23 protein-coding genes and 2 pseudogenes are annotated in these 26,694 nt (G+C 64.2%); 19 read left to right on the plus strand and 6 right to left on the minus strand.

Annotated features, from left to right (window positions below):
* Positions 1-8: 8 nt before the first annotated feature.
* On the minus strand, positions 9-494 hold the full coding sequence (locus BN4348_RS59305) for a hypothetical protein (protein ID WP_142308618.1): 486 nt from the start codon (positions 492-494) through the stop codon (positions 9-11).
* 502 nt (positions 495-996) lie between these two features.
* A complete protein-coding gene (locus BN4348_RS59310; protein WP_142308619.1) occupies positions 997-1,356 on the minus strand; it encodes a hypothetical protein in 360 nt (119 codons plus the stop codon).
* Positions 1,357-1,908: 552 nt separating this feature from the next.
* Here BN4348_RS59310 and BN4348_RS33440 point away from each other — a divergent pair.
* Positions 1,909-2,343, plus strand: a complete 435-nt coding sequence (locus tag BN4348_RS33440) for a hypothetical protein (RefSeq protein WP_142308620.1) — start codon at positions 1,909-1,911, stop codon at positions 2,341-2,343.
* A gap of 60 nt (positions 2,344-2,403) precedes the next feature.
* Here BN4348_RS33440 and BN4348_RS59315 read toward each other — a convergent pair whose 3' ends face one another.
* On the minus strand, positions 2,404-3,243 hold the full coding sequence (locus BN4348_RS59315; RefSeq protein ID WP_142308621.1) for a hypothetical protein: 840 nt from the start codon (positions 3,241-3,243) through the stop codon (positions 2,404-2,406).
* 560 nt (positions 3,244-3,803) lie between these two features.
* Positions 3,804-4,409 carry a hypothetical protein gene (locus tag BN4348_RS33450; RefSeq protein WP_142308622.1) on the minus strand — a complete coding sequence of 202 codons (606 nt, stop codon included), beginning with the start codon at positions 4,407-4,409 and terminating at the stop codon, positions 3,804-3,806.
* A gap of 534 nt (positions 4,410-4,943) precedes the next feature.
* Here BN4348_RS33450 and lipY point away from each other — a divergent pair.
* From lipY to BN4348_RS33485, 6 genes are all read left to right on the plus strand, one after another.
* Positions 4,944-6,140 carry a triacylglycerol lipase LipY gene (lipY, locus tag BN4348_RS33455; protein ID WP_084453944.1) on the plus strand — a complete coding sequence of 399 codons (1,197 nt, stop codon included), beginning with the start codon at positions 4,944-4,946 and terminating at the stop codon, positions 6,138-6,140.
* Positions 6,141-6,396: 256 nt separating this feature from the next.
* Positions 6,397-9,474 (plus strand): patatin-like phospholipase domain-containing protein, encoded by a 3,078-nt coding sequence (locus BN4348_RS33460; RefSeq protein WP_142308623.1) that lies wholly within the window; start codon positions 6,397-6,399, stop codon positions 9,472-9,474.
* Positions 9,475-9,495: 21 nt separating this feature from the next.
* Positions 9,496-9,750: a hypothetical protein gene (locus tag BN4348_RS33465; RefSeq protein ID WP_142308624.1), complete on the plus strand. Its 255-nt coding sequence runs from the start codon at positions 9,496-9,498 to the stop codon at positions 9,748-9,750.
* Positions 9,751-9,830: 80 nt separating this feature from the next.
* Positions 9,831-10,133, plus strand: a complete 303-nt coding sequence (locus BN4348_RS33470; protein ID WP_235852629.1) for an RNA 2'-phosphotransferase — start codon at positions 9,831-9,833, stop codon at positions 10,131-10,133.
* A 249-nt stretch (positions 10,134-10,382) separates the two neighbouring features.
* The gene (locus BN4348_RS33480) at positions 10,383-11,924 is read left to right on the plus strand and encodes a TNT domain-containing protein (protein WP_235852630.1); all 1,542 of its coding nucleotides are present in this window, start codon (positions 10,383-10,385) and stop codon (positions 11,922-11,924) included.
* Between the two features lie 58 nt (positions 11,925-11,982).
* A complete protein-coding gene (locus tag BN4348_RS33485) occupies positions 11,983-12,318 on the plus strand; it encodes a hypothetical protein (RefSeq protein ID WP_066908910.1) in 336 nt (111 codons plus the stop codon).
* A gap of 1,203 nt (positions 12,319-13,521) precedes the next feature.
* Here the strand turns inward: BN4348_RS33485 and BN4348_RS33490 are convergent.
* Positions 13,522-14,250, minus strand: coding sequence for an N-acetylmuramoyl-L-alanine amidase (locus tag BN4348_RS33490; RefSeq protein WP_066908868.1), 729 nt, complete (start codon positions 14,248-14,250; stop codon positions 13,522-13,524).
* 332 nt (positions 14,251-14,582) lie between these two features.
* Here BN4348_RS33490 and BN4348_RS33495 point away from each other — a divergent pair, with 332 nt between their 5' ends.
* The 12 genes and pseudogenes from BN4348_RS33495 (at position 14,583) to BN4348_RS33555 (ending at position 26,182) form a co-directional block, all read left to right on the plus strand.
* Positions 14,583-15,461, plus strand: coding sequence for an MlaE family ABC transporter permease (locus BN4348_RS33495; RefSeq protein WP_084453950.1), 879 nt, complete (start codon positions 14,583-14,585; stop codon positions 15,459-15,461).
* Entirely contained in the window at positions 15,461-16,321 is an 861-nt protein-coding gene (locus BN4348_RS33500) for an MlaE family ABC transporter permease (RefSeq protein WP_066908870.1), read from the plus strand. The genes BN4348_RS33495 and BN4348_RS33500 overlap by 1 nt, the downstream gene beginning before the upstream one ends.
* Positions 16,322-16,323: 2 nt before the next feature.
* Positions 16,324-17,379, plus strand: coding sequence for an MlaD family protein (locus tag BN4348_RS33505; protein WP_066908873.1), 1,056 nt, complete (start codon positions 16,324-16,326; stop codon positions 17,377-17,379).
* A gap of 681 nt (positions 17,380-18,060) precedes the next feature.
* Positions 18,061-19,218, plus strand: a complete 1,158-nt coding sequence (locus BN4348_RS33515; RefSeq protein ID WP_066908875.1) for an MlaD family protein — start codon at positions 18,061-18,063, stop codon at positions 19,216-19,218.
* Positions 19,219-19,238: 20 nt separating this feature from the next.
* Positions 19,239-20,267 (plus strand): MlaD family protein, encoded by a 1,029-nt coding sequence (locus BN4348_RS33520; RefSeq protein WP_235852632.1) that lies wholly within the window; start codon positions 19,239-19,241, stop codon positions 20,265-20,267.
* Complete coding sequence (locus BN4348_RS33525) at positions 20,264-21,229, plus strand: MlaD family protein (protein ID WP_066908881.1); 966 nt, start codon at positions 20,264-20,266, stop codon at positions 21,227-21,229. Before BN4348_RS33520 ends, BN4348_RS33525 begins: the two co-directional genes overlap by 4 nt.
* A 202-nt stretch (positions 21,230-21,431) precedes the next feature.
* Positions 21,432-22,316 (plus strand): annotated as a pseudogene (locus BN4348_RS33530) (MlaD family protein); the annotation flags it as partial.
* Complete coding sequence (locus BN4348_RS33535) at positions 22,316-23,338, plus strand: MlaD family protein (RefSeq protein WP_066908884.1); 1,023 nt, start codon at positions 22,316-22,318, stop codon at positions 23,336-23,338. The pseudogene BN4348_RS33530 and the gene BN4348_RS33535, both read left to right, overlap by 1 nt.
* A gap of 1 nt (position 23,339) precedes the next feature.
* Entirely contained in the window at positions 23,340-24,497 is a 1,158-nt protein-coding gene (locus BN4348_RS33540) for an MlaD family protein (protein WP_066908875.1), read from the plus strand.
* Positions 24,494-24,892 (plus strand): annotated as a pseudogene (locus BN4348_RS33545) (MlaD family protein); the annotation flags it as partial. The gene BN4348_RS33540 and the pseudogene BN4348_RS33545, both read left to right, overlap by 4 nt.
* Before the next feature lie 8 nt (positions 24,893-24,900).
* Positions 24,901-25,389: a hypothetical protein gene (locus tag BN4348_RS33550; RefSeq protein ID WP_235852634.1), complete on the plus strand. Its 489-nt coding sequence runs from the start codon at positions 24,901-24,903 to the stop codon at positions 25,387-25,389.
* Positions 25,390-25,435: 46 nt separating this feature from the next.
* Positions 25,436-26,182, plus strand: a complete 747-nt coding sequence (locus tag BN4348_RS33555; RefSeq protein WP_096866095.1) for a hypothetical protein — start codon at positions 25,436-25,438, stop codon at positions 26,180-26,182.
* Here the strand turns inward: BN4348_RS33555 and BN4348_RS33560 are convergent, their stop codons facing one another.
* Positions 26,183-26,560: a hypothetical protein gene (locus BN4348_RS33560; protein WP_066908887.1), complete on the minus strand. Its 378-nt coding sequence runs from the start codon at positions 26,558-26,560 to the stop codon at positions 26,183-26,185. It abuts the gene before it with no gap.
* Positions 26,561-26,694 lie beyond the last annotated feature (134 nt).

Consider the following 26,694-nt stretch of genomic DNA (forward strand, 5'->3'; position numbering starts at 1 on the left):
TGGGCGTCCTAACAGTCGCTAGATCTGACTGTAGGACTCAAGAGTTGTGAAGTTACCGCGACCATGGCCCCGCAGCATTCTCCGTATTGAGTCCACGCGTCCTCGCGGACGGCCGACGACTTCTTAGCGGGCATTCCCTCCCAGAATGAATCGACCGCATCGTGAATAACGGATGCTGCATGGTCGAAGGCGGTTCGGAAATTGTGCAGCGATGACTGTAATTCGATTTCTGCGACCAATACGGAGGCGGCAATAACTTTCTGTTGGAGATCCTTCATGGCCAATTCTGTAGCGTCCGCAAGTTGCGTCGCTCTTGTATAGCCCATTCGAATCCAACGCCATTGCTCGCTCAGCACCCGTCCGTGGCGCTCGAATTCCGCCGCAGCGGTGAGCACAGCCGAGACCGATGCTCGCGCATCTTTTCGGTAATCATCCTCGCGACTGTTCCTATCTTTTACCCGTTCTCGTCTGGCAGTAGACAGCAACGTGGCCAATACGCCTCCGAGTGCTATCAGGGCAGCGATAAGAGGCCCATACTGCTGGATGAAGGTTGGAGAAGGCGGCTGAATAATGATTGGAGCAGGCGCCTCTCCGGCGACCCAGACGTTAACCATAGGCTTGGGCAGGGGCCGCGCTCAGTGTCTGGTCGCCCTCTGAATGCTGGCAGCCTCTCCGATCATCTCGCGAATAGCGGACGCTGCCTCGGGCGCATCACTCGCAAGCTCCCGGAGCCGAGCCTTGTCATATCGCATCAAGAAGTCATGCTTGCGGGCTTCCCACTCGCGATTAACACCGTCCTGGGAGCTGTCGTCAAAATTGACCCTCCATTGCACCATTGTCATTCGTTGCCTCCGCAGCATCTGGTCACAAGCTGCCTCGATTATGCCCTGAGGGTTGGACTGTGCCGAAGGCGAATCGCTGTGCGTTTCGTCAGCCAAAGCGCCCATGTCAGGCGGTATTGGGGAAGCCTTCGCGCTGATGAACTTTCGGGGCGCTTTACCGCAGGTCGCCCGGATTCCCGCCAAGCTCGTGCAGCGCACCCCGCATCGCACTATCAACCCTGCCGCGCCGCCGCGTCCCCTTGGGGCGCTTCTCCTCCGCGCCCATCGCCAGCGCAAGCCGGTTTTCCTCCTGCCAGCGACTCCGCATCTCCGCCGCGGCAGACATATCGTATCTGTACTTCAGACAGTCGCAGTCCGCATGGCCGCACTCTCCGACCGCAGCGCCATACCAATTCCATTCCCAATCGACATGATGTGTGCCGAGATGTCCGCAGTAGCAGACCCGGCCTTCTCGCTCCGCGCGGCGTTCTTCATCGAGCCGGGCACGCATAGCGTCCTCGTTGTTGATACTCACAGACCGGTCCCTCTCGGGTACTTCCAAGCCCTGCTTTTGTTTTCACCTTAGGTCCGGGCGGCGACAGGTCGGGGTAAATCGCCGCGGGAACGGTGTCGTGTCGTCCGGATAGGGCCGCCGACGCCGCCCGCCGCAACCCACCTCCCGCCGGCAGTGCGCCCAACCGCAAACCACCACCCCAACCAAACACTGCCTGCGCCAAATAACTAAGGGGCACAACAAATCTCGCTGACCACCCGTAAGCCCACGTTGCCCGCCTGGAGCAAACACCGCATTACGCGTTACAGGGGGTTGAACAGCTAGTACCGTAGTGCTTACAAAGGCCAGCAAACGCAGTGGTTGCCGGGGGCGGAGAGGGTTCTCCCCGGCCCCGGTGGCCCGCTCCGTTTGGGCCCCTGAATCCCCCTCGTGGCCTGGTTACCGGGTTTTTGTGGGTGGGCCATAGATACTTGTGTAAATGGGTTGTATGGCCCAGAAGGGGGTGGAATACCGATGGGATCACGAGGTGAGGTCACGCCGCGTCGGCGGCGTAGTCCTGACGAATTTGTGTGGTTGGCGCGTTCGGTTGTGCACCGGGATGCCCGTGGTGAATCGTCGCGGACCATCGCCAAGGCGCTGGACGCGTCGCGGTCGTCGGTGCGACATATTCTGGCCACATACCGGGAGGCCCGCGAGGCGGTGGACGGCGGCTACGCGGACGAAGAGCAGCGGGCGTTGTTCGGCAAGTTCAGCGCGGCGCCGGGGCCTCGGCCTGCGTCGTCGGTTGCGGGGTGGCGGCCGCCTTCGGCGGACTGGTCGCCGGTGCCGGATGACCCGTTGCGCAACGCGCTGGGGGAGTTGATCGTGGAGCGGGCCAAAACCGACGCGATGGTCGATGCCGGCTGGCGGTACCGGTCGGGTACGTGGCATGACTCGTCGGGTAGTCCCACCGACGCGGCCGGCCAACCGTGGGGCAACGACTTCCGGGCGATCCCGTTCAAGTTCTAAGGGGCGGCAATCATTGGTTGATCCAACGATGCTGGCGTGCTGCGGAACCGCACGGGCACGTCAACAGCGCTGTGTGTGAGGGGGCGGCCATCCCGACCGTGTTGGCCCCGGCCGGCGGAAGTCTTCGCGTACAGTGCGCTCGATATCCTCACGCTTCAAGCTGAAGTGCTCTCGCACCAGCCGGAGATGCTTCTCCGACCGAGCGTAAACTGCGCCAAATCTGTTGCTAAAAGTTCTGACGTCTGGTCTTTTGCCGCTCTTAATCTTATTTCCCATGTCGATAAAAGTCCCCTCGCTATCTTCGGTGGCCAGCTTCACCAACATATCGCTAATCTCATTTATCTCTTCGAACAATTCGGTGCCGTGAAGTATTGCGAGAGCAGAGAATAACGGCGGCTGAATAATACCTACCCATCTAGCGTAAAACTTTCCAGTTTCACGGATAAACTCGTCGCTGTACAGCTCGCCGACGTGACCGCCCGGCGGCACATCTTCTGGGAGGCGTATCCTCTTCGGGTCGAAATTCTCCGGCATATTGTAAATATTGTGTTCGAACACGGAAAATTCGAAACTTACCTTGGAAAGAGCCGCCCATAAATCGCCGAGCGCTTTTATGCATTCTCGTCGCCTGCCAGCTTCATGGTCGACTAGCCGGGCAATTTCCAAGTGCATCGACTCTTGCCGTGCAAGGGCGGCCTGCCGCAGTGCGACAACTACGGCGGCCAAGGTCACAGCACCTGATAGCCATGCCGCAACGGGCCCCCACTGTTCTGCGCCCCACTCTCGTCCGGCGCCTACACCGAGTAAGAACACCAGGGCAAGAGCGGCGACAATGCCGGTAACGATTAGCCACGGTGATGGTTGGGGGTCGTCGCTGGATGTCCTGTGCATGTTGGTCACGTCACGAAGTGAACCAGGCAGGCAAGCGGCGTCAAGGGGTTACCGGGCTTAATGCAGGTGCGCAGCCATATCGGTGGTTCCGGCTAACCCGAAGTCGGCGAAGATAGGCCTCCGTGCCCCGAAACCGGGCACCGGCGGGCCGTGTTGCCGGGCCCTGTTGTATCGCCCCTTGTATTTAAGTGTCTTGAAGGATTTTGCTGCCCGTTCCAACAATAAGTACAAACCGCTTTGGACTAATTCCAGAGTGCAGATTTTCAGCTGAAGTCGTTTCACCTGGCGCGATACTCAGCGCATGAAACCCTTGCTCAGCGTCGTGGCACTCACGGCCGCGCTTATCTCGGTTCCGGGTGGGGCCTCGGGGTCGCCGCCGCTCTCGCCATCGAACTGCTACCCGACGACGAATTCCGGCAACTGCTACGAACCGGGCGAGTTTTGCCGGGCTCGCGACCACGGAGCGACCGGGGTGGCAGGCGATGGCGAGCGCATTCAGTGCGCGAACAACGACGGGTGGCGCTGGGAGCCGGTCTGACGTTGGCCGGAACCAGTGGTTGCGGTTGCACTTAGGTCCCGTAGCCCAGCGCGATACCTATCCCGGTGATCACAAGGCCGACGCTGGCCCACCTCAAGTCGAGAACTTGTTTTGCGTCGATGTCGCGGCGTAGTTCGGCGATTTGGTCCTGCAGGTGTCGCAGGGTATCGGCGGCCAAGCCCGACGCGTGCGCGCGTACCTGGGTGATCTCGATGCGGAGAGCGGTGAGGTCAGTCTCAAACTTCGGGATGTATTCGTTAACCAAGTCTGCGAGTTTCTGGAGGTTTTCTTTTGTTGTCAGGTTTTTGTTGATGGGATACGTCTTGTAGACAATCGGGATGCCCGGGGTGAATTTCGATTGGGCGCTTTCCGCCTTGATGACCATCGGCGCCGGCCCGCAAATGAGTCGCCGGATCCACTTCCGCAGCAGCTTCAACAGCAGCTTCAACAGCCCTGCGAAGTCGGTGCGGTACTTCGCCCGCAGCCACGCGAACGCCAGCCCGGTTGCGGTGACGATCGTCCCAACGAGTTGGACGATCGTTGCCCAGCCCTTGCGGCCGGGCGAACATAGCCAGCGCCAGACGGCGGCTAGTCCTGTGGGCTCGATGCGCAGCCCGGTCAGCAGGGTGGCGGCCACCGCGATAGTGATCGCGCAGACCACGCCGATCGCCCACCTGAAGTCGCAACGCCTCACGCGTGCACATTTTGCCGGGTTCGGAATCGCTTGGTGTTGAAGACGGGATTCGTGTTCTAACCCTTTGTACCGCCGATTGTATTGGAGTATTTGCTGGTGGCGGTCCGGCCCAAGCGACCCCAGTTTGTCATTGACAAACGGCGGTCGTGTTTCCACAGGTCGCTGCCTGTCGCTAGATGTAGGAAAAGGTTTCTACGCTGACCGGTTTCCGCAGGTAGCGGCGATTTCCTGCGTTTTTGCACCGTTTTCGATTCCCGGCAGCTCCACAAAAATTTGTGGTCACGGCCCTAGAGGGGCCACACGCCCAGGCCGCGTCTAGGGCCGTCGCATGCGGCATGCCCCATTTCGCATCTCCAGTCAGGCAGTTTTTGGGAACTGCTACCCGTTTCCGCGCCGCGGGCATAAGCTCCGGCTACTCGGCGATCGGTGTTGGCTGGGCAACTCGGGAGGTTGCCCCGAGACGGTGGGAGTGGCGCGGTGTCGTATCTTGTTGCGTTGCCCGAGTTGATGTCCGCCGCCGCCACGAACGTGGCTTCGGTTGGTTCGGCGGTCGAGACGGCACACCAGGCCATGGCGGGCGCCACCACCGGAGTGGTGGCCGCGGCCGAGGACGAGGTGTCCGTGGCGATCGCGGCGCTGTTTTCCGCCCACGGCCAGGGCTATCAGGCACTGAGCGCACAAGCTGCGGCTTTTCACGGGCAGTTTGTGCGGGCACTGACCGGCGCGGGCGGGGCGTATGCCGCCGCCGAGGCGGCGAACGCTTCGCCGTTGGCGAGCATCGAGCAGTCGTTGCTCGGTGTCCAGCAGGAAGTTCAGCAGCTCCCCACCACACTGGGCGCCGAGGTCAGCAACGAACTCAATTTCCTCTTTTCCGAGCCGGGTTCTCCCCTCCTAGCTCTGCTTACGGGTGACAATCCGCTACTCGGGATAGGCATCAGCAACAGCCCGCCGCGGTTGTTGCCGTTGCTGCTCGGCGAGACGGTCCAGCACACCACCTATAACGGGATGCCCGTCGTGCAGATCACGCCGGCGCACCCCACCGGCGATTACGTGGTCGCCATTCACGGTGGCGCGTTTATTTTTCCGCCGTCAATCTTTCATTGGCTGCAGTACACGGTGACGGCCTACCAGACCGGCGCAACCTTCGAAGTGCCGATCTACCCGTTGGTGCAGCAAGGGGGTACCGCCGGCACGGTGGTACCCCAAATGGCCGGCCTCATCTCCTCGGAAATCGCTCTACACGGGTCCTCGCACGTCAGCGTGATGGGCGACTCCGCGGGCGGCAACCTCGCACTGGCGGCCGTCCAGTACATGGTGCAGACGAACCCGCTTGGCCCGGTCCCGCATTCCATCGTGTTGGTGTCTCCGTGGCTGGACCTGGCGTCGACCGGGGGGCAGATCGGCAAGGTGTGGGCGGGCGGTCTTCCGCTGACCAACCCCGAGGTGAGCCCCCTGTATGGGTCGCTGAGGGGACTTCCGCCGACGTATGTCTACTCGGGCTCGCTGGATCCACTCGAGGCATCGGCGTTCGCCCTCCAGCAATTAGCCGTAGCCCAAGGGGCCCCGATGGGTTTCGAATTCAACTACGGAGGCATTCACGACTGGGTGTTGCTTACTCCCCTCGGCCCGCTGTCCTGGCCGCAGATCGACCAGCAACTCGGTATCGCGGCCTGACGCAACGAGCGATTCCCGGCAGTCCCGTAAGCGGCCGGCTGCCTTTACCTCGAACGCCCCTTAAACGCGACTATCGCAGCGCCACACGCGCAGCCGGGGAAGCGATGAACCCTGGCAGCGGATCCGCCACCGAGCTTCGCGCGCGGGAGCGCAAGGACTCAAGTAGTCAACTACTCTAGCTGGCCCCGCATCCGCGGCGGAATCGTAACGAGCGAGACGAAGCACATAACGTCGTCAGCGATGCGAAGGGGTTGTCATGGACGCCCAAGGCTCGAAGACTATGCACGACAGGCCGACTGGCCAAGTCATCACGACCGCGGCGGCATGCTTACGCGACATCGTGCCGAAACGATTTCGTTGGTGGCTCGGCATTCCAAGCGCAATCCTGATCGGTGTGGGCGCATACCTGTTCGTCGCGTACTGGGGGAGGGCCGACGCGGAATACCTCTTCACCGTGATCTTCAGCAAGAATCCAGACTTCATCTGGAAGGGAATACCTGCCTTCGTGGCAAAGGCGCTGACCGACGCCCTGCGCTTCGATTGCTTGGTGATCCCCGGTTATTGCCTGGCGCTCATTGTCTGTGCCCTGGTCTTCAAGTATCTGGCGTTCTCCGAGTCCGGCAAGAAGCTGAGCCGTTACATCCTTGCGGCGGCGGTGGTCGCCACGGTCGCACACATACTCGAGGACGTATTGATTTACTGCGTTCTGCACCGGACGCCGGGGGGGTTGCTCGCCCGAGTGCCGAGCGCGATCTGGATTTATGCGCCCCCAGCGATGGCAACCGTGAAATGGTGCGCACTCGTCGTGGCCGTGACGGCGGCACCGGCAGCTTTTTTCTCGGTGATCCGGGTCGGGCTGTCGCACTGGCGCATGAGCAGGTACCGGCGGCGACACACGGGCCAAAACTGGTGGGACGACGCGTTGCCGGAGCCCGGGCCGGAACCGGAGGAGGGTGATGTCGAGGCGGCCTGGCGTCGGGCCTATTACGTACCCGACGGCAATGGCGCGGGCGGCCGTCGCGATGACGGCTCCGCACCGACGCCAACGGCGCTGTGTCTGTCCGGCGGCGGAATCCGCTCTGCTTGCGTGGCGATGGGCGCAATGCAGCAGCTCGCCTTTCCCCGAGGCGCCGTCGCAGACGCGTGGCCACCGGGACCGGCGCTGGACGATTTCGACTATGTGATCTCGGTGTCGGGGGGCGGGTTCAGCGCCGGCGCGCGCGTCCTCAGCGTCCAACCTGAGCCAACGCGTGGCCGCCGGGTCGGTGGCGCGATCGCGCGACTATCTGAGCGCTTCAGCCCGGGCTCGGTCGAATTCGACTACCTGCGCCGCCGCTGCGACTACCTCGCTGATTCGCCGCTCGCGCTCCTGCGGGCGCTCGCCGAGGTTTTCAAGAACCTTTTGGCGTCGCTGCTCATCCTGGCGTCATCGGCCGTCATTATGGGCTGGCTGCTGGGCATGTTCGTCAACTATTTTCCGTTCCGCGCGGTGGTCCCCTACCGGGGTGACTTACCGCCGTCCAGCCCGGTTGGGCACCCGCGGGTGGAGATCGAAGCGCTTCACGCGCGCCCGGCAGCGGCGTTGGCGGCCATCGCGGTTCCCGTTGCGGCAGTGATCGCCTGCATCGTCCTCGGTCTGATCTGCGAGTGGGCCTCCGCGTCGCCAGTAAGCACCAAGTGCCAAAACTTTTTCGGCCAGTGGGGCCGCAGGGCCGCGTTGTTGGCGATGCTGGTATTCGGCCTCAGCGTTGCGGGGCCCGCGCTGATGTGGCTGTGTTTGCAGCGACCGGACAAGGGGCCGGTGGGGGCGATCGGCGGCATCGCGGCGGTCGTAACCCTGCAGTTCTCGACGACGCTGCTGTCGATGACGTCGAAGAAGGACAGCCCGGTGAATCCCTCGCGGTGGCTGAAATTGGTTCCGTCGGGAGTCGTGCGCCTCGCCCTGGTCGTGTTGACGTTAGGCGTGCTGCTCGTCGCGTGGCTGCTGCTGCTCGGCACCGTCGCCGGCTACGTCTTCAACCTGGAGATCCAGCATGCGATCGCCAATCCGACGCGCAGTCGCCAGCCTTTGACGTCCGACGTTCAGTGCCTATACCTCGGTCTGATTGCGCTGATTGCGCTGCTGCTGAGCAGCTTTGATGTGACCTCGCTGAGCCTGCATCCGTTCTATCGGCAACGATTGGCGCACGCGTTCGCCGTCCGACGACTGCGCGGTAAGGCCGTGGAGTACGAGGCCTGCGAGTCGACCTGGCTTGACCAGTACGGCAAGACTCAGACCGGTGGTCCGAAATTCGTGTTTGCCGCAGCCGCCGCCATCTCTGATGGTGACATCCGGCCGGCACCTGGCCTCAATGCCGTGTCGTTCGTCATGACTGCCGATTACGTTGGCGGGCCGGCCCTCGGCTGGCTCAAGACTGAGGAACTTCGCCACGCATCACCCCCGCGCATTCAGCGCGACCTCACCGTACAAGCAGCGATCGCGGTGAGCGGAGCGGCGTTCGCCTCGGCGATGGGAAGGCAGGGCCAAGGCATTCAGTCGCTGCTGGCGCTGTCCGGCGCCCGGCTGGGAACCTGGCTGCCCAACCCACTTTTCGTGAGGAACATTCAGCTCAACGCTGCCGACCCTTCGTTCCCCAAGGCGCTGCCTTCGGTGCGGGGAGCCGGGTACTTCTACCGAGAGCTGTTAGGGATCAATAAGTTCGACGCGCGACTCGTTCAAGTCACCGACGGCGGACACTACGAAAACCTTGGCCTCGTCGAGGCCCTGCGTCGGCGGTGTCGACTGATCTACTGCATCGACAGCAGCGGCGACTGTCCTCCGTTGCTGTCCGGTCTGTCCGACGCAATCAGGCTCGCCAGATTCGAACTCGGCGTTGAGATCACCATGGAAAACGGCGGACCGTTCGGTGTGGAAAATCTCGCGCCGGGATCCGGCGATCAGTTCGGCGATACTAACGCGTTTTGCAGCCTCAACGCCCGCGTCACCAAATGCGCTGTCGCAAGGGGAAGGATCACCTATCCCGAAGCAGCAGGAATCGAAACGGAGGACGCCAGAACCGGATGGCTGATCGTTGCCAAAGCGGTGTTGTGGCAGGAGCTGCCCGATTGGGTTTTGACCTACGCCGCGGAGCACGGTGGCGCAGAGTTCCCCCACGACAACACATCTGACCAATGGTTTTCCGAGGGGCAGTTCGCTGCGTACACGGAGGTTGGCCGCAGCATCGCGCTGTGTGCGATGAAGGTCCCCGGCGACGGCACCGTCCCGCCGATCAAACCCACGGTGCAGACGGTGAACGGCAGCCAGCCCGCCGAGCCGCGCATGCCGGCGGCATGACCACACGGAAGGAGCCTTTCGATGATTACTCGGCCCAGGACGCTGCGTGCCATCCTTTTGAGTGCCGCACTTGCGTTTGTAGCCAGTCCGTTCGTAGCGCCGGCCACCGCGCGCGCCGACTTCAACCAGCAGTTCTACCAGTTCTGCATCACGAACCTGGGTCAGGGCAACGACTACTGCTGCGCGCACTCGGGGGGCAACGTCAAGGGCGGCGGCTGCCTGGATCCGGCGAGCGGGAACATCACTTTGCCCGCGGCCGTGGTGAGGCAGGGCTGAACCCTCGAAGGTGAAGGGCGCGGGTCACGGCAACGGGCTAAAATTCGGGACGCAATGCCGGTAGCCGAAGGGGGGCCATCGTGACCGGTGGGTTCAAGGTCGATCCCGTCGCACTGCACGTCGGCAGCAACGACATGTTCAACGCGATCGGTCAGGCCGCCGTCGAATTCCTCAGCCACGAGGAGGGGATTGCGGGGGCCGCGCCGGGCTGGGTCGGATCCTCGCAGCTGGCGCTGGCCGAGCTGGCGGCGCGGTGGGAGATCCGCCACGACCAACACCAGCTGCGGGTGGACGGGTTGGGGTCGCACGTCGCCGAGGCGATCTTCGGCTATGCCACCAACGAGGACGACTCGGCGCGAGCTTTCAGGTCGCTGCGGGACTAGGGGTAGCGCGTGGGGCCGTTGACCCCGAATGACGTCAAGCGGTGGGATCTCGGCGCAATACAGCAGGTGTTCGAGACGGCCAACGGGCGCGCCAGCACCTTGCAGCGGTTGGGCGACAACCTGCAGCAGGTCCACACCGTGCTCGGCGGCTGGGACGGGGAGGCCGGCGACGCATTTCGCGCCGACCTGGGCAAGGCGCGCCGCGACATCGAGGCCGATGGTCAGGAGTCCAGGCAGGTGGCCGGGGCGGTGTCACGCGCCGAGGCCGACGTGCGCGCCTGCAAGAACGAGCTGGCCGACATCGAGCGGGCCGCTGATGCCAAGGGCTGGAAGATCACGCCCGACTGGCGAATAGATGTGGGCGACACCTGGATTGGGCGCGACACGTTGGAGTTCGCCGCGCAGCAGCAGGTGCTGCAGGACCGGCTGATTCTGTTGAAGGCGCACGCCGAGGCCGCCGACCACGAGCTGGCCGCCGCCATCCGCGCCGCCGTAAGCGAGGTCCCGTTGGATGCCGGCGGACGTCCGCCGACCGGTGGCCCGCCGCCGCAGCAAGGCCGGCCCAAGCCCGGCGGAGTACGCCACCCACGGTCGCTGGAAGACATGCTGTTGCCCGATGGCGCCGCGGACCCCGCGGCCGGTGACGGCCCGCCGTCCGACGCGCCCGCTCCGGCGGCCGGCACTACGGGCAAACCCCCGTCGCTGCAGGACATGTTGCTGCCCAACGGCAAGCAGCCGGGGACTGGCCAGGGCGACCAGCCGCAGCCGGGCAGCCTGCCGGACCTCTTGAGCCGGCTTCATCAACCCGTCGTACCCGGGCCGCCGCCACAGCTCAAACCCGCTGACGTGGAGAGCTTCAAGGCGATGGCCCGCCCATCCATGATCCGCGATGGCGTTCCGCCGGAACAGATCGAGGCCCGCCTGAATGACATCGTGGGCCGCACCCAGCAGTGGATCGACAACGGGATGCCGAATTACGTTCCGCCCGAGCCGAAGCCGGTATCACCGCCGGGATTCGGCGAAGGATTCGCCGACCGCTGGTTCGCCACCGAACAGGGCATCCACAACCTCCTCGGGGTCGGAGGCCCGGGAGCACCCGGCGTGCTCGAGTCATGGCAGCAGATGCTCAAGGGCACCGTCGAGACGACCGTTAACCCGGTCGGCACCGCGTTCGGTGAAGTCAAGAACATGCTGGACTCACCAAGCCCGGCCTACTACTTCGGTGGCAAGGCCTCCGACGGTGCCTTTGCGTTGCCCGGTCTGATCTTCGGCGGGGAAGGGGCCATGGTGGAAGCAGGGCTCCCCGCAGAAACCGTCACCCCGGGCGGCGCACCCTTAGCGGTTGTGCGAGGTTGGGACCCGACCGGCGGAATGCCATGGGATGAGTTCGCGTCGCAGTTCGGTACCCCGGGAGCCCGCACCTACCCTTTGAATGATGGGTTTCCGCCAGGCTTTGTTCCGCAGCCCGCGCACCTCCCGGAGGGCACCATCATCGACAGGTTCGGTTCGGAATATGGCCGCTATCTTTCACCGGATGGCACTGCTTTCGCAGATCGGTCGCTTGCGCCAGAATCGGTTGGCGGGGATTACAAGCGATATATGGTCACCGGAGAGCCACTGCCGCCGGGCTGGCAAATCGTAGAAGGACCAGTGGAACCGTGGTACGGGCAGACACCCTCACCTGGCAGCCTTCAATACATGATTCTGGGCCCGGATGGTGTGGAAGTGAATGTCAAGGAACTCGTTGACGGGGGAATCCTGGATGAATATGGACCACGCCTTGGACGATAAATCTGCTGAACTTCAAAGTGAGATAGATAGCTTGTCCGACAAGCTCGGAGTCCGTTCCATGCCGGTCGGATTCCTAACGAATGACGGCCTGAACATTTTCAGGGCCGACGACGGTTCGTACCACTTTACCTTCTACGAACGAGGGAAGCTGGGTTTCGATCGTATTGGCAGTCTCGATGATGTTCTCTACTGGTACACCGAAGGCGTAGTTACGAGTCAGGCGGCCAAACGGGTGGGGGATCGCGCGGAACGCTTCAAATACGAGTACCAGGTACTGAGTCAATTTGATATTGCTTGGGCGAAGCGCCGGGTGCGTGAACTAGCCGCTCTATTTCGCAGATTCAGCCGGCCGGAAGATATTTCCCTACTTCCCGACATTGGGGAAGCGCTATGACATCAGCTCGCGCCACTGCACGCAATTTTACGATGTTCGCGGTGAGCCGAATCGTTAGTCCAGGGTGTGTACGGTCGGATAACCGCCGATGAGCTCCAGAGATATGGATCGGTAAATGGTTTCAAGAAGAGCTGATGCGAACCGCGTAGTTCTGGGTAAGTATGAGGGTCAGGAAGCCGGTTACATAGGAGCGGCCAGGCGCGATGGTGGAATCTATTTGGACACGGGCCCCCACGTATGGGGCACTCTGGGACGTGGACTCAGTGACGAGCGTGCCAACGAACTCTGCTGGCAGGTGGACGAGTCATGTTTACGAAACCAAATGGAGCGCGGACCAGCTCGGATTGACTACGTGCTCGATCGTGGGCAGTTCTCTTCCGTCGAAGAAATTTTGGCTCTGGATCCACACTCTTTCTCCGCGAAAGAAATAACATTTTTGAAGCAGAACGCGCAGTCGTACGGGTATCGGCAACTCGGGTCTTCTTGGTTGAGAGTCAGGATTGCACGGAAGTGAGGTCAGAGTTCTTGACTGCTGTTCAGTCGACTGTCGGACCATTGTTGGATCAACTCGGGTTTCAATTGGATTCGTTCGACGGCAACGTGGATGAAGGCGGGCGTCTGGGGTCCGTAGCTTTCTTTGGTAGGAACGACTGCAAGATTCAAGTCTACCGATCAACCCGAGCGGGATCGGTCAATTGCACGATCGCTCCAATCGACGCTCCGAACGTGTTTGGTCCATACGACTATTCCAAGAAGTGGCAGTACCTTGCGAGGTTCGCCATAAAGTAGGGAACGCCGCTTGAAGAGATTATGAACGATAAACTCGCGGCTGAGTTTCCCACTACAGCTCAGCAACTCGAATGGGTGCGAGGCCGAATCGAGAAGTACTTTCCCGTCGCGCACGCTGGCATTTCCGAGGTGGACGGCCCGGAGTGGGCGGCGCCGAGCACTCCGATACATGTGTCGGCTTCCGTGCCGGACGATTCAAACGACCGAGCCGGTCGCGGTTTCGCCAAGTCACTGTTTAAATCAATAGCGACTAAGCTCAAGCTGGCTAACGGTTCACGTCGCCATCGACGAATCGGTACGATTGCTCCCGGCATCGCGCGAAGCGGGCGGGTTGCCATCTGGGGCGCGGCGTTCCATGCCGCCAGGACCTGACAAGAAGTAGTTTCAGCAGGAAGACCAGACCTCGGTCGCCGGTCAGCTCCCCGCCTCGATGGCCGCGACTCTCGCGGCCGCGTCGGGTCCGCAGAACCGCTGAAGATCGACGGGGCCGGCGGACACCAGATCGTTGATGCGCCGCTTGAGGTCTCCTGAAGAGAGATGGGCATACAGGTTCGCGCCCGGGCACGACGTCTGGGCCAGGTCGCGATGGCCCGCCAGCGTGTCGGTCGCGATGCGGAAATTCTGGACGGCCCATGCGAACGCGACAGCCGCTCCGTGTAGCTGGGCCTCCGACACGGCCTCCTGATCGAAGTCTCCTTCGCACAGCACCAGGAAATGGCCAGTCGTGTTGTAGTCCGTGGCGGTGTCCCCCGCGATTTCGGTGCTTCGCAGTTCGTAGATGTTGCCGTCGCGGTCGACGCCGACGTGATACGCGATGTCGATCCAGCCCTTCTGGTCTTGGTGGTATCGCTGGTCCTGCCGGAGGCGTCCCGGGGCGTTGCGGTTGTCGCCGAGGACGACGGCCTCGTGGTGGAGGGTCATGCGGGTGATGGTGTGCGGCTTGCCACCGGGTCGGGCAGCCTGCGCGCCCCACGCGTCTCGGCACAGCAACTGAGCCGACGTGGCGGCGGTCAGCCGGACACCGGTCGTCGGCGTCGAGCACGCGCCGAGCATCGATGCCACGCCGAGACCGCCGCCCAGCGCGAGCAGCTGGCGGCGGTCGAGGAGACCCGGGGATTCATTGGGCCGATCGGGTGTGGCCATACCAGTCGAACCTCCCCTGCGCTCCCGAGGCGGTCAAGGCCCTAGATCGCAAGCCTCAGCCTAAAGTGTGACGTACGTCACACTCGGCTGCTTCCGCGAACACACGCTCGCCGCCGCTGGTAGAACGCACGTACCGCTGATAAACACACGTCAAACACGCGTAATCTTTGCTGGGGGCGAAGTCCGGACAGCGATCAGGGAGGAATTTGCCGTTGACCGCAGGTGTCCACGACGCGACGGCGGCCGAACCAACCACTGAGACAGAAGACACGCAAGTCTCTGTCGATGCCGATGCGAGCACCACCACCAACGGCGAATACCCCTCCCACCGGCTGCAGCCGGCTGAGCCAGAAGACGGCCCGGACACTTCGGAGCCGGCGGCCGGCCGCCACTTTCCCACGCTGCTGGGCAAACCGCTGCGGTACGGCGTCAGCCAGCTCGATTCCTCGTTGCAGACTTTGGGCCGCTTCTTCGACCTGGCCGCCCAGTCCTTCGCGTACCTGCTCAGGGACCTGGTCAGGTTGCGGCACCCGTGGCGCGACACCCTCAACCAGGCCTGGTTCATCATCAGCGTCACGGCGATACCCGCGTTACTGGTGTCCATCCCGTTCGGGGTGATCGTCGCGGTGCAGGTGGGCAACTTCATCCAGCAGGTCGGCGCTTCGTCGGTCTCCGGCGCCGCCGGCGGCCTCGGGGTGATCCGGCAGGGCGCGCCGGTCGTCGCCGCGCTGCTGCTGGGCGGTGCGGCCGGTTCGGCGGTCGCCACCGACCTCGGCGCCCGCACCATTCGTGAAGAGGTCGACGCGCTGCGCGTGATGGGCATCGACCCGGTGCAGCGGCTGGTCACCCCGCGGCTGGCCGCGATCGTGATCGTGGCGCCGGTGCTGTGTTCCTTCATCATCTTTATGGGCCTGGCGGCCGGCTACGCCATCAACGTCGGCTTCCAGTCCGGCACCCCGGGTAGCTACATCGCGTCGTTCGCGTCCTTCGCCAGCGTCAACGACGTCATCGTCGCCGTGCTCAAGACCTGGCTTTTCGGTGTGGTCGTGATCCTCGTGGCCTGCCAGCGTGGTCTCGAGGCCAAGGGTGGCGCGCGCGGCGTTGCCGACGCGGTCAACGCCTCCGTGGTCATCGGCATCGTGGCGGTGTTCGTTCTCAACCTGCTGATCACCCAGGGACTGTCGATGTCCATGCCGCTAAGAGTGGGCTGATGGCAACCCCGGCACGGTACCGACCCGCGCCCCTGCGGGCCTCGTCCTGGGTCGCCGGCCGGGGTGACTCGCTGATTCAGCGCCTCGGTCACCAGCTCACCTTCGGATTCCAGGTGCTCGGCGCGATTCCGCACACGCTGAAGCGTTACCGGCACCAGACCGGCGTGCTGTTGGTCGACATGATCTGGGGGAACGGGTCGCTCATCGTCGGTGGCGGCACCATCGGCGTGCTGATCTTCATGGGCGCGGCGGTCGGCGGTTCGGTGGGAATCGAAGGGTACGGGGCCCTCGACATGGTCGGCATGGGCCCGCTGACCGGGTTCGTCTCCGCGTATGCGAACACCCGGGAGATGGCGCCGATGATCGCGGGGATCGGCTTCGCGGCTCAGGCGGGGTGCCGCATGACCGCCGAGATCGGCGCCATGCGGATCTCGGAGGAGATCGACGCGCTGGAAGCCCTTGGCATTCAGTCGATCCCGTTCGTGGTCACGACCCGGGTCATCGCCGGGATGATCACCATCGTTCCGCTGTACGTGGTGACGCTGGCGTTGAGCTATGTGTCGTGCGCGTTGGTGGTCAACGTGCTGCACGGGCAGTCCTCGGGCACCTACTATCACTACTTCGACTCGTTCATCCACCCGTCCGACGTGGTGTTCTCGGTGCTCAAGGCCGTCATCTTCGTGACGCTGATCATTGCCATCCACTGCTACCAGGGCTACTTCGCCAGCGGCGGTCCGGAGGGTGTCGGGCGGGCCTCGGGGCGGGCCATCCGCGCCAGCATCGTCACGGTGGTCGCCGCCGACATGGTGCTGACGCTGTTGTTCTGGGGCAACAATCCCGGCATTCGGATATCGGGCTAGGCATGCCGATACTGCCGGGATCAGACCAAGGAGTGCGGGCGCCCAGTTCGCGCTCGTTGCGGATCCGGGGCCTGATCGCCGTGCTGGCGCTGAGCATCGCGGGCGTCGCGCTGTATCGGCTGGGCAACGGCGGCTACGACGACACGTTCAAGCTCACCGTGGTGGCCGATTCGATCGGTGAGGGTCTGACGCCGGGCGCGGAGGTGAAGTTCCGCGGGCTGACGATCGGATCGGTCAAAACGCTGCGATCGGCCGGATACAACAAACAGAAGATCACGGTGGAACTCGAGCCGCGCCAAGCGCGGGCCCTGGCCGCCGACACGACGGCAAACTTCATGTCGTCCAATACTTTTGGCCTCGCGGCGGTCGAACTGGTCAGCAGCGGCACCGGTCCACGGCTGCGGCCGAACCAGACGCTGCTGATTCCCACCAACGCCCGGTCGACTTCCATCACCGGGCTGCTGCGTCAGGGCCAAAAAATCGGCAAGATGGTGGACTCGCCCGACGTCGACCACATCATCGAGATAGTGCGTCGGCACGCCGACCTGACCGAGCCGGTGACCCGGTCATACTTCGATCTGATCAAGATGCTCGTCGACGCCCAGAAGGTGCCGTTCTCGCGGTCGCTATCGGTGTTCGCCTCGGTGGTCAATGGCGCCAGCGACGCCATCCCGCTCATCGGATTGGCGTATGACCTACTCAATGGGATGGAATTTCTGGCCCATCCCGACGGGGTCGAGCGCATGAACGTGATCCTGGACCAGACCGCCAAGCTTCTGTTCAAGACGGACGGGATCTTCGCGAAGAATATCGCGTGGCTCGCCCCCTTCATGAAATCGATGATGGACGTGTTGCTGCCGCTGTCGTACCTCCAGGGCAGCCAGGCGCCGGTCTATGACCGGCTCTCGGGTCTGCTGGACCGCACCAGTGCCGCGTTTCCGATCATCGACGGCAAGGTCCGCATGCAGATCGAGGTCACCCTGGACGCTATGCCGGGGCTGGCGGCGGCACTGCCGCCCCCGCCGCCCGCGCCCGCGCCCCAGCGGGGTGGCCGGTGAGAAGCGTTACCAAATCGGCGATTTGGCTGACCATCTTCACCGCGGTATCGGTGGTGTGCACGCTCATCGTGCTGACCGCCTTGCGCAGTCCCGTCACCGGGGCGGTCTCCCACTACACCGCGGCGTTCTCCGATGTGTCGGGCCTCTACGCCGGTGACGACGTCNCGTTCACCGAGGTAGCCAACGCCGCCAACAAATTTCCCGACGCGGTGCGCGACCTGCTCCGGTCGGCCAATGCGTTGACAAGCTCGATGAGCAAGTCCACCGCCGACTTCCATCGCAGCCTGGACTTCACCAACAACGGCCTGCGGGCCACGGTCGCCGCGCGTAAGCAGCTCATCACGCTGTTCGAGCAGCTGAACATCATCGGCCAGTCCTACACCTCGAAGTCGGTCGACATTGTCGAGTTCTTCGGCCTGCTCAGCGAACTGGCCCGCATCCTCGACCGCATCGTGGTGTTCTACGGCCGGGAGGTCGGGCCGGTTGTCAACGGACTCGAAGACATCACCGACACGCTGAACGCCCATCCCGAGCGGTGGGGGGAGGCGCTCGAAGGCCTGGGGCAGACTCTCAACATCGTGTTGCCGATGCTCAGTGGCAACGGCGTCGTCTTCGACCAGCACAGCCGGCTGGTGCCCGGGCAGGACCTGTGCCTGCCCAACATCATGAGGAACTGTTGAGATGGGCAGGTTGTCGGCGCTGCGCCCGCGGTTGCGTTCCCGGTGGGGTATCGCCGCGGTGGTGGCCGTCGTCGCGGCGGTCGCGGCGGCCGTGGTCTTCGGCGCCAGGGTCGTGGCGCCCGGCCACACCCGCGCGATGTGCGCCGAATTCACCGACGCGGTAGGGCTTTATCCCGGCAACAAGGTGGCGCTGCTGGGTATCGAGGTCGGCACGACGACCGCGATCGTCAACAAGCCCGACCACGTCGAGGTCGACTTCACCGTGCCCACCGACCTCGACCTACCGGCCGACGTCGGGGCGGTCACCTACTCGCAATCGATTGTCACCGACCGCCACATCGAACTGACCAAGCCCTACACCTCGGGACCGAAATTCACCGGGCCGGGGTGCATCAAGCTGAAGTCCACCAAGACCCCGATCAGCATCAGCGAAACCTTCAACGCCATAGGCAAGCTCGCCGACGCCATCATGGAACCGCAACACGGCCAAGACCCGTCCCGGGCGCCGGGCGTGCAGGCCATCAACGACAGCTTGCGCGCGGCCAGCCGCTCGCTGGATGGAACCGGAGCCGGCCTCAATCAGACGCTGCGCAATCTGGTCACCATGCTCGCCGACCCCTACAAGGCCGACGCCGACTACCGGCAGCTATTCGAAAACAGCGAAATACTCACCTCGGACTTCCTCAAGAACTGGGACAGTTTCGCGGGATTTGTCCAAACTCTTCCCGCGACCACCCAATTGGTCGAGGGCCTGTCGGACAACTTCGGAGCGGCGATGAGCCGCCTGTCGCATCTGTTGCCGATCCTGGTCGAGGCGGTGGAACGGTGGGGGCCGCGGGTCTATCAAAGACTCGACCACTGGATCGGCTGGCTGAGCGACATGCTGAACAGACACACCCCGGCCATCATGGCCATGATCAACTCGTGGCCGCAGTTCAGCCACTGGCTGAGCGACATCTACGAACCGGCGTGGGGAACCCACAACGTCACCTATATTCCACCGCAGGTGGCGATTTCACCGTCGCAGGCCGGTGCCATCTGTGAGGGGCTGCGGCAGCGGAACGTGCCCGGGGCCGCGTCGGCGTGCGCGTCGGGCACCGCGTCGGATCCCGTCACCCTCGGCCTGACCGACCTCATCCTGGGGGCCGCGTTGTCATGACCCTCAGGATCCCAAGCCGGATGCGCGTGCTGCTGACCGCGATGGCGATCTGCCTGACGGCGGCGTGCTCGCTGGATCCAACCCGGCTGCCGGTCCCGGGCGCCTACAGCCCCGACCACGCCTACCGAATCAAGATCCAGTTCTCCAGCGTGCTCAACCTGCCCGCCCGGGCCAAGGTGGACTCCGGTGGAGTGCAGATCGGCGTGCTCGACCACGTCCAGCTCGACGGCGCCACGGCGGTCGCCTACGTCGATATCGCCGGCGACACAAAGCTTCCCGGCAACACTCGCGCCGAACTGCGCCAGGCCACCCCCCTCGGCGACATCTACATCGCGCTCCTGCCGCCGGCGGATCGGGCCGGGGGCATGCCGGTGCTGCGCGACGGCGGCACCATCCCGTTGCGCAACACCGCCCCGGCCGACAACGTCGAAGACCTCTTGCGGTCAGTGTCGAACCTGGTGGCCGGCGGCGCGATCGGCACGCTGCAAAGCACCGTCGTCAACGCCAACAAAGCGTTCCCGAAAAGCCCAGCGGAGCTGACCCGGATGCAGCAGACCCTCGCCGGCGTACTCAATGACCTGGCGGCCAACCAGAACACCATCGACGGCATCCTGTCCAGCATGGAGAACATCACTACCAACATGGCGGCCAATACCGCGGTGTTCAACCGGCTGGTGACCGAGGGCCCGCCGAAGCTCCAAGGGCTTTCGGCGATCACCATGGCCATCCTCAACGTCGTCGGGGACTCTCGAGACGTCAGCAAGCTCGGCGGCGAGCTCACCAACCCGATCGTCGGCGACATCATGCAGATGCTTTCCTACCTCACGCCAATGGTCGGAACGCTGGCAACCGTCGACACCACCATTCCGGTGCTCGCCGACAAGCTGATCGCGTTCCTGCACTACAAGCTCCTCGGGTTCTTCCGCAACGGGGGCCCGAAATACATTGTCTCCGAACTTCATCCACCGACCGGGCACGAGGGCGTGGATCCCGCCGACAAGGCCGACCAGGCGGTCAAGGCGATGCAAAGCATGGGAATGCTGCCATGAAATTCGGAGCCCGCGCCACGCTGGCCATTCTGGCGGTGATGACCCTGGCCGGCGCGGCCTACATGTCGATCGGCGTACTCGACATCAGCCCGACCAAACAAGTCACCCGACTCACGTTGATGCTCGACACGTCCGGCGGCCTGATGCCCACATCGGAGGTGACGATGCGCGGCATCAAGGTCGGAAGGGTGAGGAGTATCGAGACCACGACGAGCGGGCTGGCGGTCGCGATCGACCTCGACCGCGCGCACCCGGTGCCCGCCGACAGCGCGATCAGCGTGGAAAATCTCTCCGCGGCCGGCGAGCAGTACATCGAGTTCAGACCGAAACTGATTGCGCCGCCGTACTTTAGCGACGGGACGGTGATCCCGGCAGACCGGGTCGCGCCGATGGTAACCGGCGCCGACTTGCTCACCAAGGCCAATGCCCTGATGTCTGCGCTGAACCTCGACCAAGTACACACCATCATCGACAACGTCTCCGCGGCGTTTGCCGGCAACGACGACAGCATCGATTCCCTGGCCACCACCGCCGGGTTGACCGCCAGGGTGATCCACGACGACAAGCAATTGCTGGCCACGCTGTTTAGCAACTTCGCCACGATGACCACCAACTTGGGCGACATCAACGCGGGCGAAGTGATCAGCGAGACCGGCAAGCTGCTACCGCGCTCGGTGCCGGCGTTCTTGCGGATGGTCCACGAAATCGAAACCCTTTCGCACACCGGCGTGGGCGTGGTCGGCCCCGACGATCCGGCGGGCGTCCTGGTAGCCAAGCTCAGCCAATGGCTCGACATGCTGGCCGGCCCGCTCAGCACCTTCACCACCGTCCTGGAACCCGCGGTCGCACCGCTACACGACGTCAAGGTGGACGCCGGGCACTGGCTCGACTTCTGGGAATCGACCTTCAACGACAGCGGCGGAATGCGGGTCCAACTCAACGTGCCCGAATGGCACCGGTGATCGGTGAACGAAGTTACGGCAAAGAAAGAGCTGGCATGACAAACTCAGCTATCAGCGAAGACGAAAAGACAGACGACAGCGAGCGTGAGCCTGACGGCGCCGGCATCACGGCGGCCGCCGCCGACGAGGCTGAGGCGAAGCCGGTCGCCGCCGACGACGCGCGGCCCAAGCGGTCGCCGAAGTTGNCTCCCACTACACCGCGGCGTTCTCCGATGTGTCGGGCCTCTACGCCGGTGACGACGTCCGCATCTCCGGTGTGCAGGTCGGCAAGGTGGAAACCATCCGCCTCGACGGCCGGATCGCCAAGGTTGACTTCACCGCGCAAGACGATCACCCGGTGTTCGCCAACACCGTTGCCGCGGTGCGCTATCAAACCCTGGTCGGTCAGCGCTACGTGGAACTCGTCCAGCCGGCCAAGCCGGATCGGCGGCTGCCGGCCGGGGGCACCCTCGGCCTGGGGCAGACGATTCCCTCGTTCGATGTGGCGAAGCTGTTCAACGGGTTTCGGCCGATTTTTCAAACCCTCGACCCCGCCCAGTTCAACCTGTTGGGCGAGAACCTGCTGCGGTTGATCCAAGGCGATGAGAACGGCATCGGCCCGTTCCTGCACGACCTCGACGTCATTTCCAAGTTGGCCGTGAACCGCCAGGCGGTCATCACCGCCGTGCTCCGCAATCTCAGTGCGATCTCGGCGGACCTGGGCGGCAAATCGCAGCAACTGTTTCATCTCATCGCAACGCTCAACGACGTGCTGACCAAGTTCGGTTCCAAGGCCGAGGAGTTTCGCGCGGCGATGAACGAAGGTCTGCCCGTCCTGCGGAACACCACCCACATCTTGCAATACACCGAGCACACTTTCGACGGGACGACGGTTCCGCTCTACGACCTGACCAGCCGCATGTGGCCGCAGACCGCGACGATCATCGCGGGCCTGTCGCTCACGCCGTCGCTGATTCAGGGAATGCGGGACTGGCTGGTCGACGACCAGCCCGCCAGACCGGCGTTTTCGTGCTCGCACGGCGAGGTCACCCTGCCGGGGATCGGGCAGGTGTCGTTCGCGCAGCAGAACCTGGTGGTGTGCCGGTAATGCTGTTCGGGGACAAGAGCGTACGACGGCGGCGTCTGGTGCTCGACGAGCGCGCCGCCGCGGTCCGCAGTCGTCGGCACGGCATCATCGGCGTCGTCGTCATCGTTGCAGCGTTGGCCGCCACCGCGATGGCCTACCTGAATCCGGCCGGCCAGACCGGTTATGTCGCGCGCTTGTCCAACTCCGGCGGTGTGCGCGCCGGCGACCAGGTTCGCATCGCCGGCATCCCGGTCGGCAAGGTCACCGGCGTCCGGCTCGACGGCGCCGTCGTCGAGATGAAGTTCGACGTCGAGCGTTCGGTGCTGGTCGGTTCGGAATCCACACTGGACATCAGGCTGCTCACCCCGCTCGGTGGCCACTACGTGGCGCTCGACCCGAAGGGCGCTCTGCCATTGGGCCGCAATGTGATTCCGCCGCAACGGGTCACGCTGCCGTTCGAGGTCAACGACATCATCCAGGCGGCAACCCCGCTGATCAAGGAAGTCAACGGCCAAGTCATCCACGACACGTTCACCGAGGTAGCCAACGCCGCCAACAAATTTCCCGACGCGGTGCGCGACCTGCTCCGGTCGGCCAATGCGTTGACAAGCTCGATGAGCAAGTCCACCGCCGACTTCCATCGCAGCCTGGACTTCACCAACAACGGCCTGCGGGCCACGGTCGCCGCGCGTAAGCAGCTCATCACGCTGTTCGAGCAGCTGAACATCATCGGCCAGTCCTACACCTCGAAGTCGGTCGACATTGTCGAGTTCTTCGGCCTGCTCAGCGAACTGGCCCGCATCCTCGACCGCATCGTGGTGTTCTACGGCCGGGAGGTCGGGCCGGTTGTCAACGGACTCGAAGACATCACCGACACGCTGAACGCCCATCCCGAGCGGTGGGGGGAGGCGCTCGAAGGCCTGGGGCAGACTCTCAACATCGTGTTGCCGATGCTCAGTGGCAACGGCGTCGTCTTCGACCAGCACAGCCGGCTGGTGCCCGGGCAGGACCTGTGCCTGCCCAACATCATGAGGAACTGTTGAGATGGGCAGGTTGTCGGCGCTGCGCCCGCGGTTGCGTTCCCGGTGGGGTATCGCCGCGGTGGTGGCCGTCGTCGCGGCGGTCGCGGCGGCCGTGGTCTTCGGCGCCAGGGTCGTGGCGCCCGGCCACACCCGCGCGATGTGCGCCGAATTCACCGACGCGGTAGGGCTTTATCCCGGCAACAAGGTGGCGCTGCTGGGTATCGAGGTCGGCACGACGACCGCGATCGTCAACAAGCCCGACCACGTCGAGGTCGACTTCACCGTGCCCACCGACCTCGACCTACCGGCCGACGTCGGGGCGGTCACCTACTCGCAATCGATTGTCACCGACCGCCACATCGAACTGACCAAGCCCTACACCTCGGGACCGAAATTCACCGGGCCGGGGTGCATCAAGCTGAAGTCCACCAAGACCCCGATCAGCATCAGCGAAACCTTCAACGCCATAGGCAAGCTCGCCGACGCCATCATGGAACCGCAACACGGCCAAGACCCGTCCCGGGCGCCGGGCGTGCAGGCCATCAACGACAGCTTGCGCGCGGCCAGCCGCTCGCTGGATGGAACCGGAGCCGGCCTCAATCAGACGCTGCGCAATCTGGTCACCATGCTCGCCGACCCCTACAAGGCCGACGCCGACTACCGGCAGCTATTCGAAAACAGCGAAATACTCACCTCGGACTTCCTCAAGAACTGGGACAGTTTCGCGGGATTTGTCCAAACTCTTCCCGCGACCACCCAATTGGTCGAGGGCCTGTCGGACAACTTCGGAGCGGCGATGAGCCGCCTGTCGCATCTGTTGCCGATCCTGGTCGAGGCGGTGGAACGGTGGGGGCCGCGGGTCTATCAAAGACTCGACCACTGGATCGGCTGGCTGAGCGACATGCTGAACAGACACACCCCGGCCATCATGGCCATGATCAACTCGTGGCCGCAGTTCAGCCACTGGCTGAGCGACATCTACGAACCGGCGTGGGGAACCCACAACGTCACCTATATTCCACCGCAGGTGGCGATTTCACCGTCGCAGGCCGGTGCCATCTGTGAGGGGCTGCGGCAGCGGAACGTGCCCGGGGCCGCGTCGGCGTGCGCGTCGGGCACCGCGTCGGATCCCGTCACCCTCGGCCTGACCGACCTCATCCTGGGGGCCGCGTTGTCATGACCCTCAGGATCCCAAGCCGGATGCGCGTGCTGCTGACCGCGATGGCGATCTGCCTGACGGCGGCGTGCTCGCTGGATCCAACCCGGCTGCCGGTCCCGGGCGCCTACAGCCCCGACCACGCCTACCGAATCAAGATCCAGTTCTCCAGCGTGCTCAACCTGCCCGCCCGGGCCAAGGTGGACTCCGGTGGAGTGCAGATCGGCGTGCTCGACCACGTCCAGCTCGACGGCGCCACGGCGGTCGCCTACGTCGATATCGCCGGCGACACAAAGCTTCCCGGCAACACTCGCGCCGAACTGCGCCAGGCCACCCCCCTCGGCGACATCTACATCGCGCTCCTGCCGCCGGCGGATCGGGCCGGGGGCATGCCGGTGCTGCGCGACGGCGGCACCATCCCGTNCAGGTGACCGGCCAGCTCGCGGAGCTTCGCCAACAGCAAGCCGATCGCGACACCGTGTCGCAGCTGGCCAAGGACTACGCGCTGAAGTCGCTGACCTACAGCTTCGAAGACCCGGACGCCTTCTTCCGCTCCGTCGAAGACGGTGTGTCGCAGCAGCTTAAAGACAAATACGTCAACGCCAGCGATCTGCTCAAAAGCGTGATGCTGCAGGCCCAGGTCACCTCCACCGGTGAGGTGCTGGCCATCGACCCGGTCGCTCAGCCCGGTGGGGTCTACCAGGTGGTGGTGTCGGCCCACCAAACCACCCGCAATCTGCAAAACCCGACGCCCAAGGTCTCGATCATCCTGTTGCAGGTCACCGTCAACAAGGTGGGCAATACCTGGCAGGTTTCCGATATCGGCCCCAAGACCGGATCCCACCCGCCGGTCGAGCAACAGCTCCCGCCGGCCGAGCCGCCTCCCGCTCCGGCCAAGCCTGCACCGAAACGGTAGGTGCGCGGCTGTGAAGCGGCTGCCGCTGCTGGTCGCGCTCGCGACGATGGCCACCGCGGGCACGGTCTGCCCCGCGTACCCCACCGCGGCGGCCGATACGACACTGCCGCCGTGCCCGCAGAGCGCCGCACCGATCAGCCCGCAGGCCACGTCGCCGCATTCGGACTGCCGAATGCACTCGGGCGCCCTCGATTTCGCGGTTAACTACTGGACCGTGCCGGAGTTGTCCGGGCCCGGCGCGGTGAAGGTTGTCGTGACCGACTCGTCGGGCGCGGTGGTGCAGACGATCGACGAGCTGCTGGAGCCCTCGAGCCCGGGGGGTGTCGTCCTCCAGGATGTCGACGGCGACGGCCGGGACGAGCTGATCATCCCGATCGCGCGACACCCGTTCAACGGCAGCCCAAACACCCGGTTCGCGGTGTGGCGCGCGCCGGGTGACCGCAACCATTACGAACGCACCCAGATGGTCGGACAGGCCGTCTATCCCAGCGGCGACGGCTATCTGGTGACCAACGCCGGGGCGCTGGACAGCCGGGACCTGACGTTCTATCTGCCGACCGATGCCGGGTACACGCTCGTTGTGGTGTTGACCATCGAGGCCGAGGAGGTGGATCCGAACACGCACCGGGTGCTGACCGTCGTTTGCCGCGCCCACCAGGAAGACGGCCTGCACGCGGTGGACATGAGCCTGCGCCAGGCCGAGGAGAGCTTCTGCGCGTCACCGGCCGCCAAAGCCATCTGGCCCGACGCCGAGCGCATCCAGATTCGGCAGTGGCGCCGAGGGCAGCAGTAACTAGGGCGCGCAGTAGTCGCGAGCCGTCGCCAGCTGCTGCCTCGCCCTGGCGAGATCGCTGGCGATTCGTTCTGGGCTGGCCGGTCGGTAGGGATCGCTGGCGTCGATCTGAGACGCCAGCATGTCCGAGCGAATCCGGAGGTCGACCGCGGCCGGACTCCTCAAGCCGTGCAGCGGCGCCAGAGCGTTCCGAACCTGGCCTGCCACGTAAGCCGGTGTCCCGGAGGGAGAAACCAGGTTGAACACGTTCTCCAGCCGATCGGCCGCCGGCACGATGACGCTGCACTCCGCGTCGACCGCGGCCGCCGCCGGCGTAGCCGTCGGGCACATCATGCCCGCGGCGACCAAGAGCGGCGCACAGAGAATTCGTCGATGCATTGGCCCCCACTTTTGCACCGCTCGGTCGTTCTGTCGCGAACTTCGTCCGATCTGGTGGGGGTCAGGCGTCCGGTTCCGGCGCCCACCGTGGCGGGCGCACGTCCGGCCGGTGCGCCGCACGCGCCGCCGCCAGG

Source organism: Mycobacterium interjectum, assembly GCF_900078675.2.
Lineage (GTDB): Bacteria > Actinomycetota > Actinomycetes > Mycobacteriales > Mycobacteriaceae > Mycobacterium > Mycobacterium interjectum.

What these genes read in the sequence shown, in the direction of transcription:
- BN4348_RS33555 (WP_096866095.1), top strand. Translation starts at nt 25,436, where the DNA reads ATGGCCACCGCGGGCACGGTCTGCCCCGCGTACCCCACCGCGGCGGCC.
- BN4348_RS33485 (WP_066908910.1), top strand. Translation starts at nt 11,983, where the DNA reads ATGCCGGTCGGATTCCTAACGAATGACGGCCTGAACATTTTCAGGGCC.
- BN4348_RS33505 (WP_066908873.1), top strand. Translation starts at nt 16,324, where the DNA reads ATGCCGATACTGCCGGGATCAGACCAAGGAGTGCGGGCGCCCAGTTCG.
- BN4348_RS33520 (WP_235852632.1), top strand. Translation starts at nt 19,239, where the DNA reads ATGCGCGTGCTGCTGACCGCGATGGCGATCTGCCTGACGGCGGCGTGC.
- BN4348_RS33540 (WP_066908875.1), top strand. Translation starts at nt 23,340, where the DNA reads ATGGGCAGGTTGTCGGCGCTGCGCCCGCGGTTGCGTTCCCGGTGGGGT.
- BN4348_RS33535 (WP_066908884.1), top strand. Translation starts at nt 22,316, where the DNA reads ATGCTGTTCGGGGACAAGAGCGTACGACGGCGGCGTCTGGTGCTCGAC.
- BN4348_RS33460 (WP_142308623.1), top strand. Translation starts at nt 6,397, where the DNA reads ATGGACGCCCAAGGCTCGAAGACTATGCACGACAGGCCGACTGGCCAA.
- BN4348_RS33490 (WP_066908868.1), bottom strand. Translation starts at nt 14,250, where the DNA reads ATGGCCACACCCGATCGGCCCAATGAATCCCCGGGTCTCCTCGACCGC.
- BN4348_RS33465 (WP_142308624.1), top strand. Translation starts at nt 9,496, where the DNA reads ATGATTACTCGGCCCAGGACGCTGCGTGCCATCCTTTTGAGTGCCGCA.
- BN4348_RS33500 (WP_066908870.1), top strand. Translation starts at nt 15,461, where the DNA reads ATGGCAACCCCGGCACGGTACCGACCCGCGCCCCTGCGGGCCTCGTCC.
- BN4348_RS33560 (WP_066908887.1), bottom strand. Translation starts at nt 26,560, where the DNA reads ATGCATCGACGAATTCTCTGTGCGCCGCTCTTGGTCGCCGCGGGCATG.
- BN4348_RS33525 (WP_066908881.1), top strand. Translation starts at nt 20,264, where the DNA reads ATGAAATTCGGAGCCCGCGCCACGCTGGCCATTCTGGCGGTGATGACC.
- BN4348_RS33515 (WP_066908875.1), top strand. Translation starts at nt 18,061, where the DNA reads ATGGGCAGGTTGTCGGCGCTGCGCCCGCGGTTGCGTTCCCGGTGGGGT.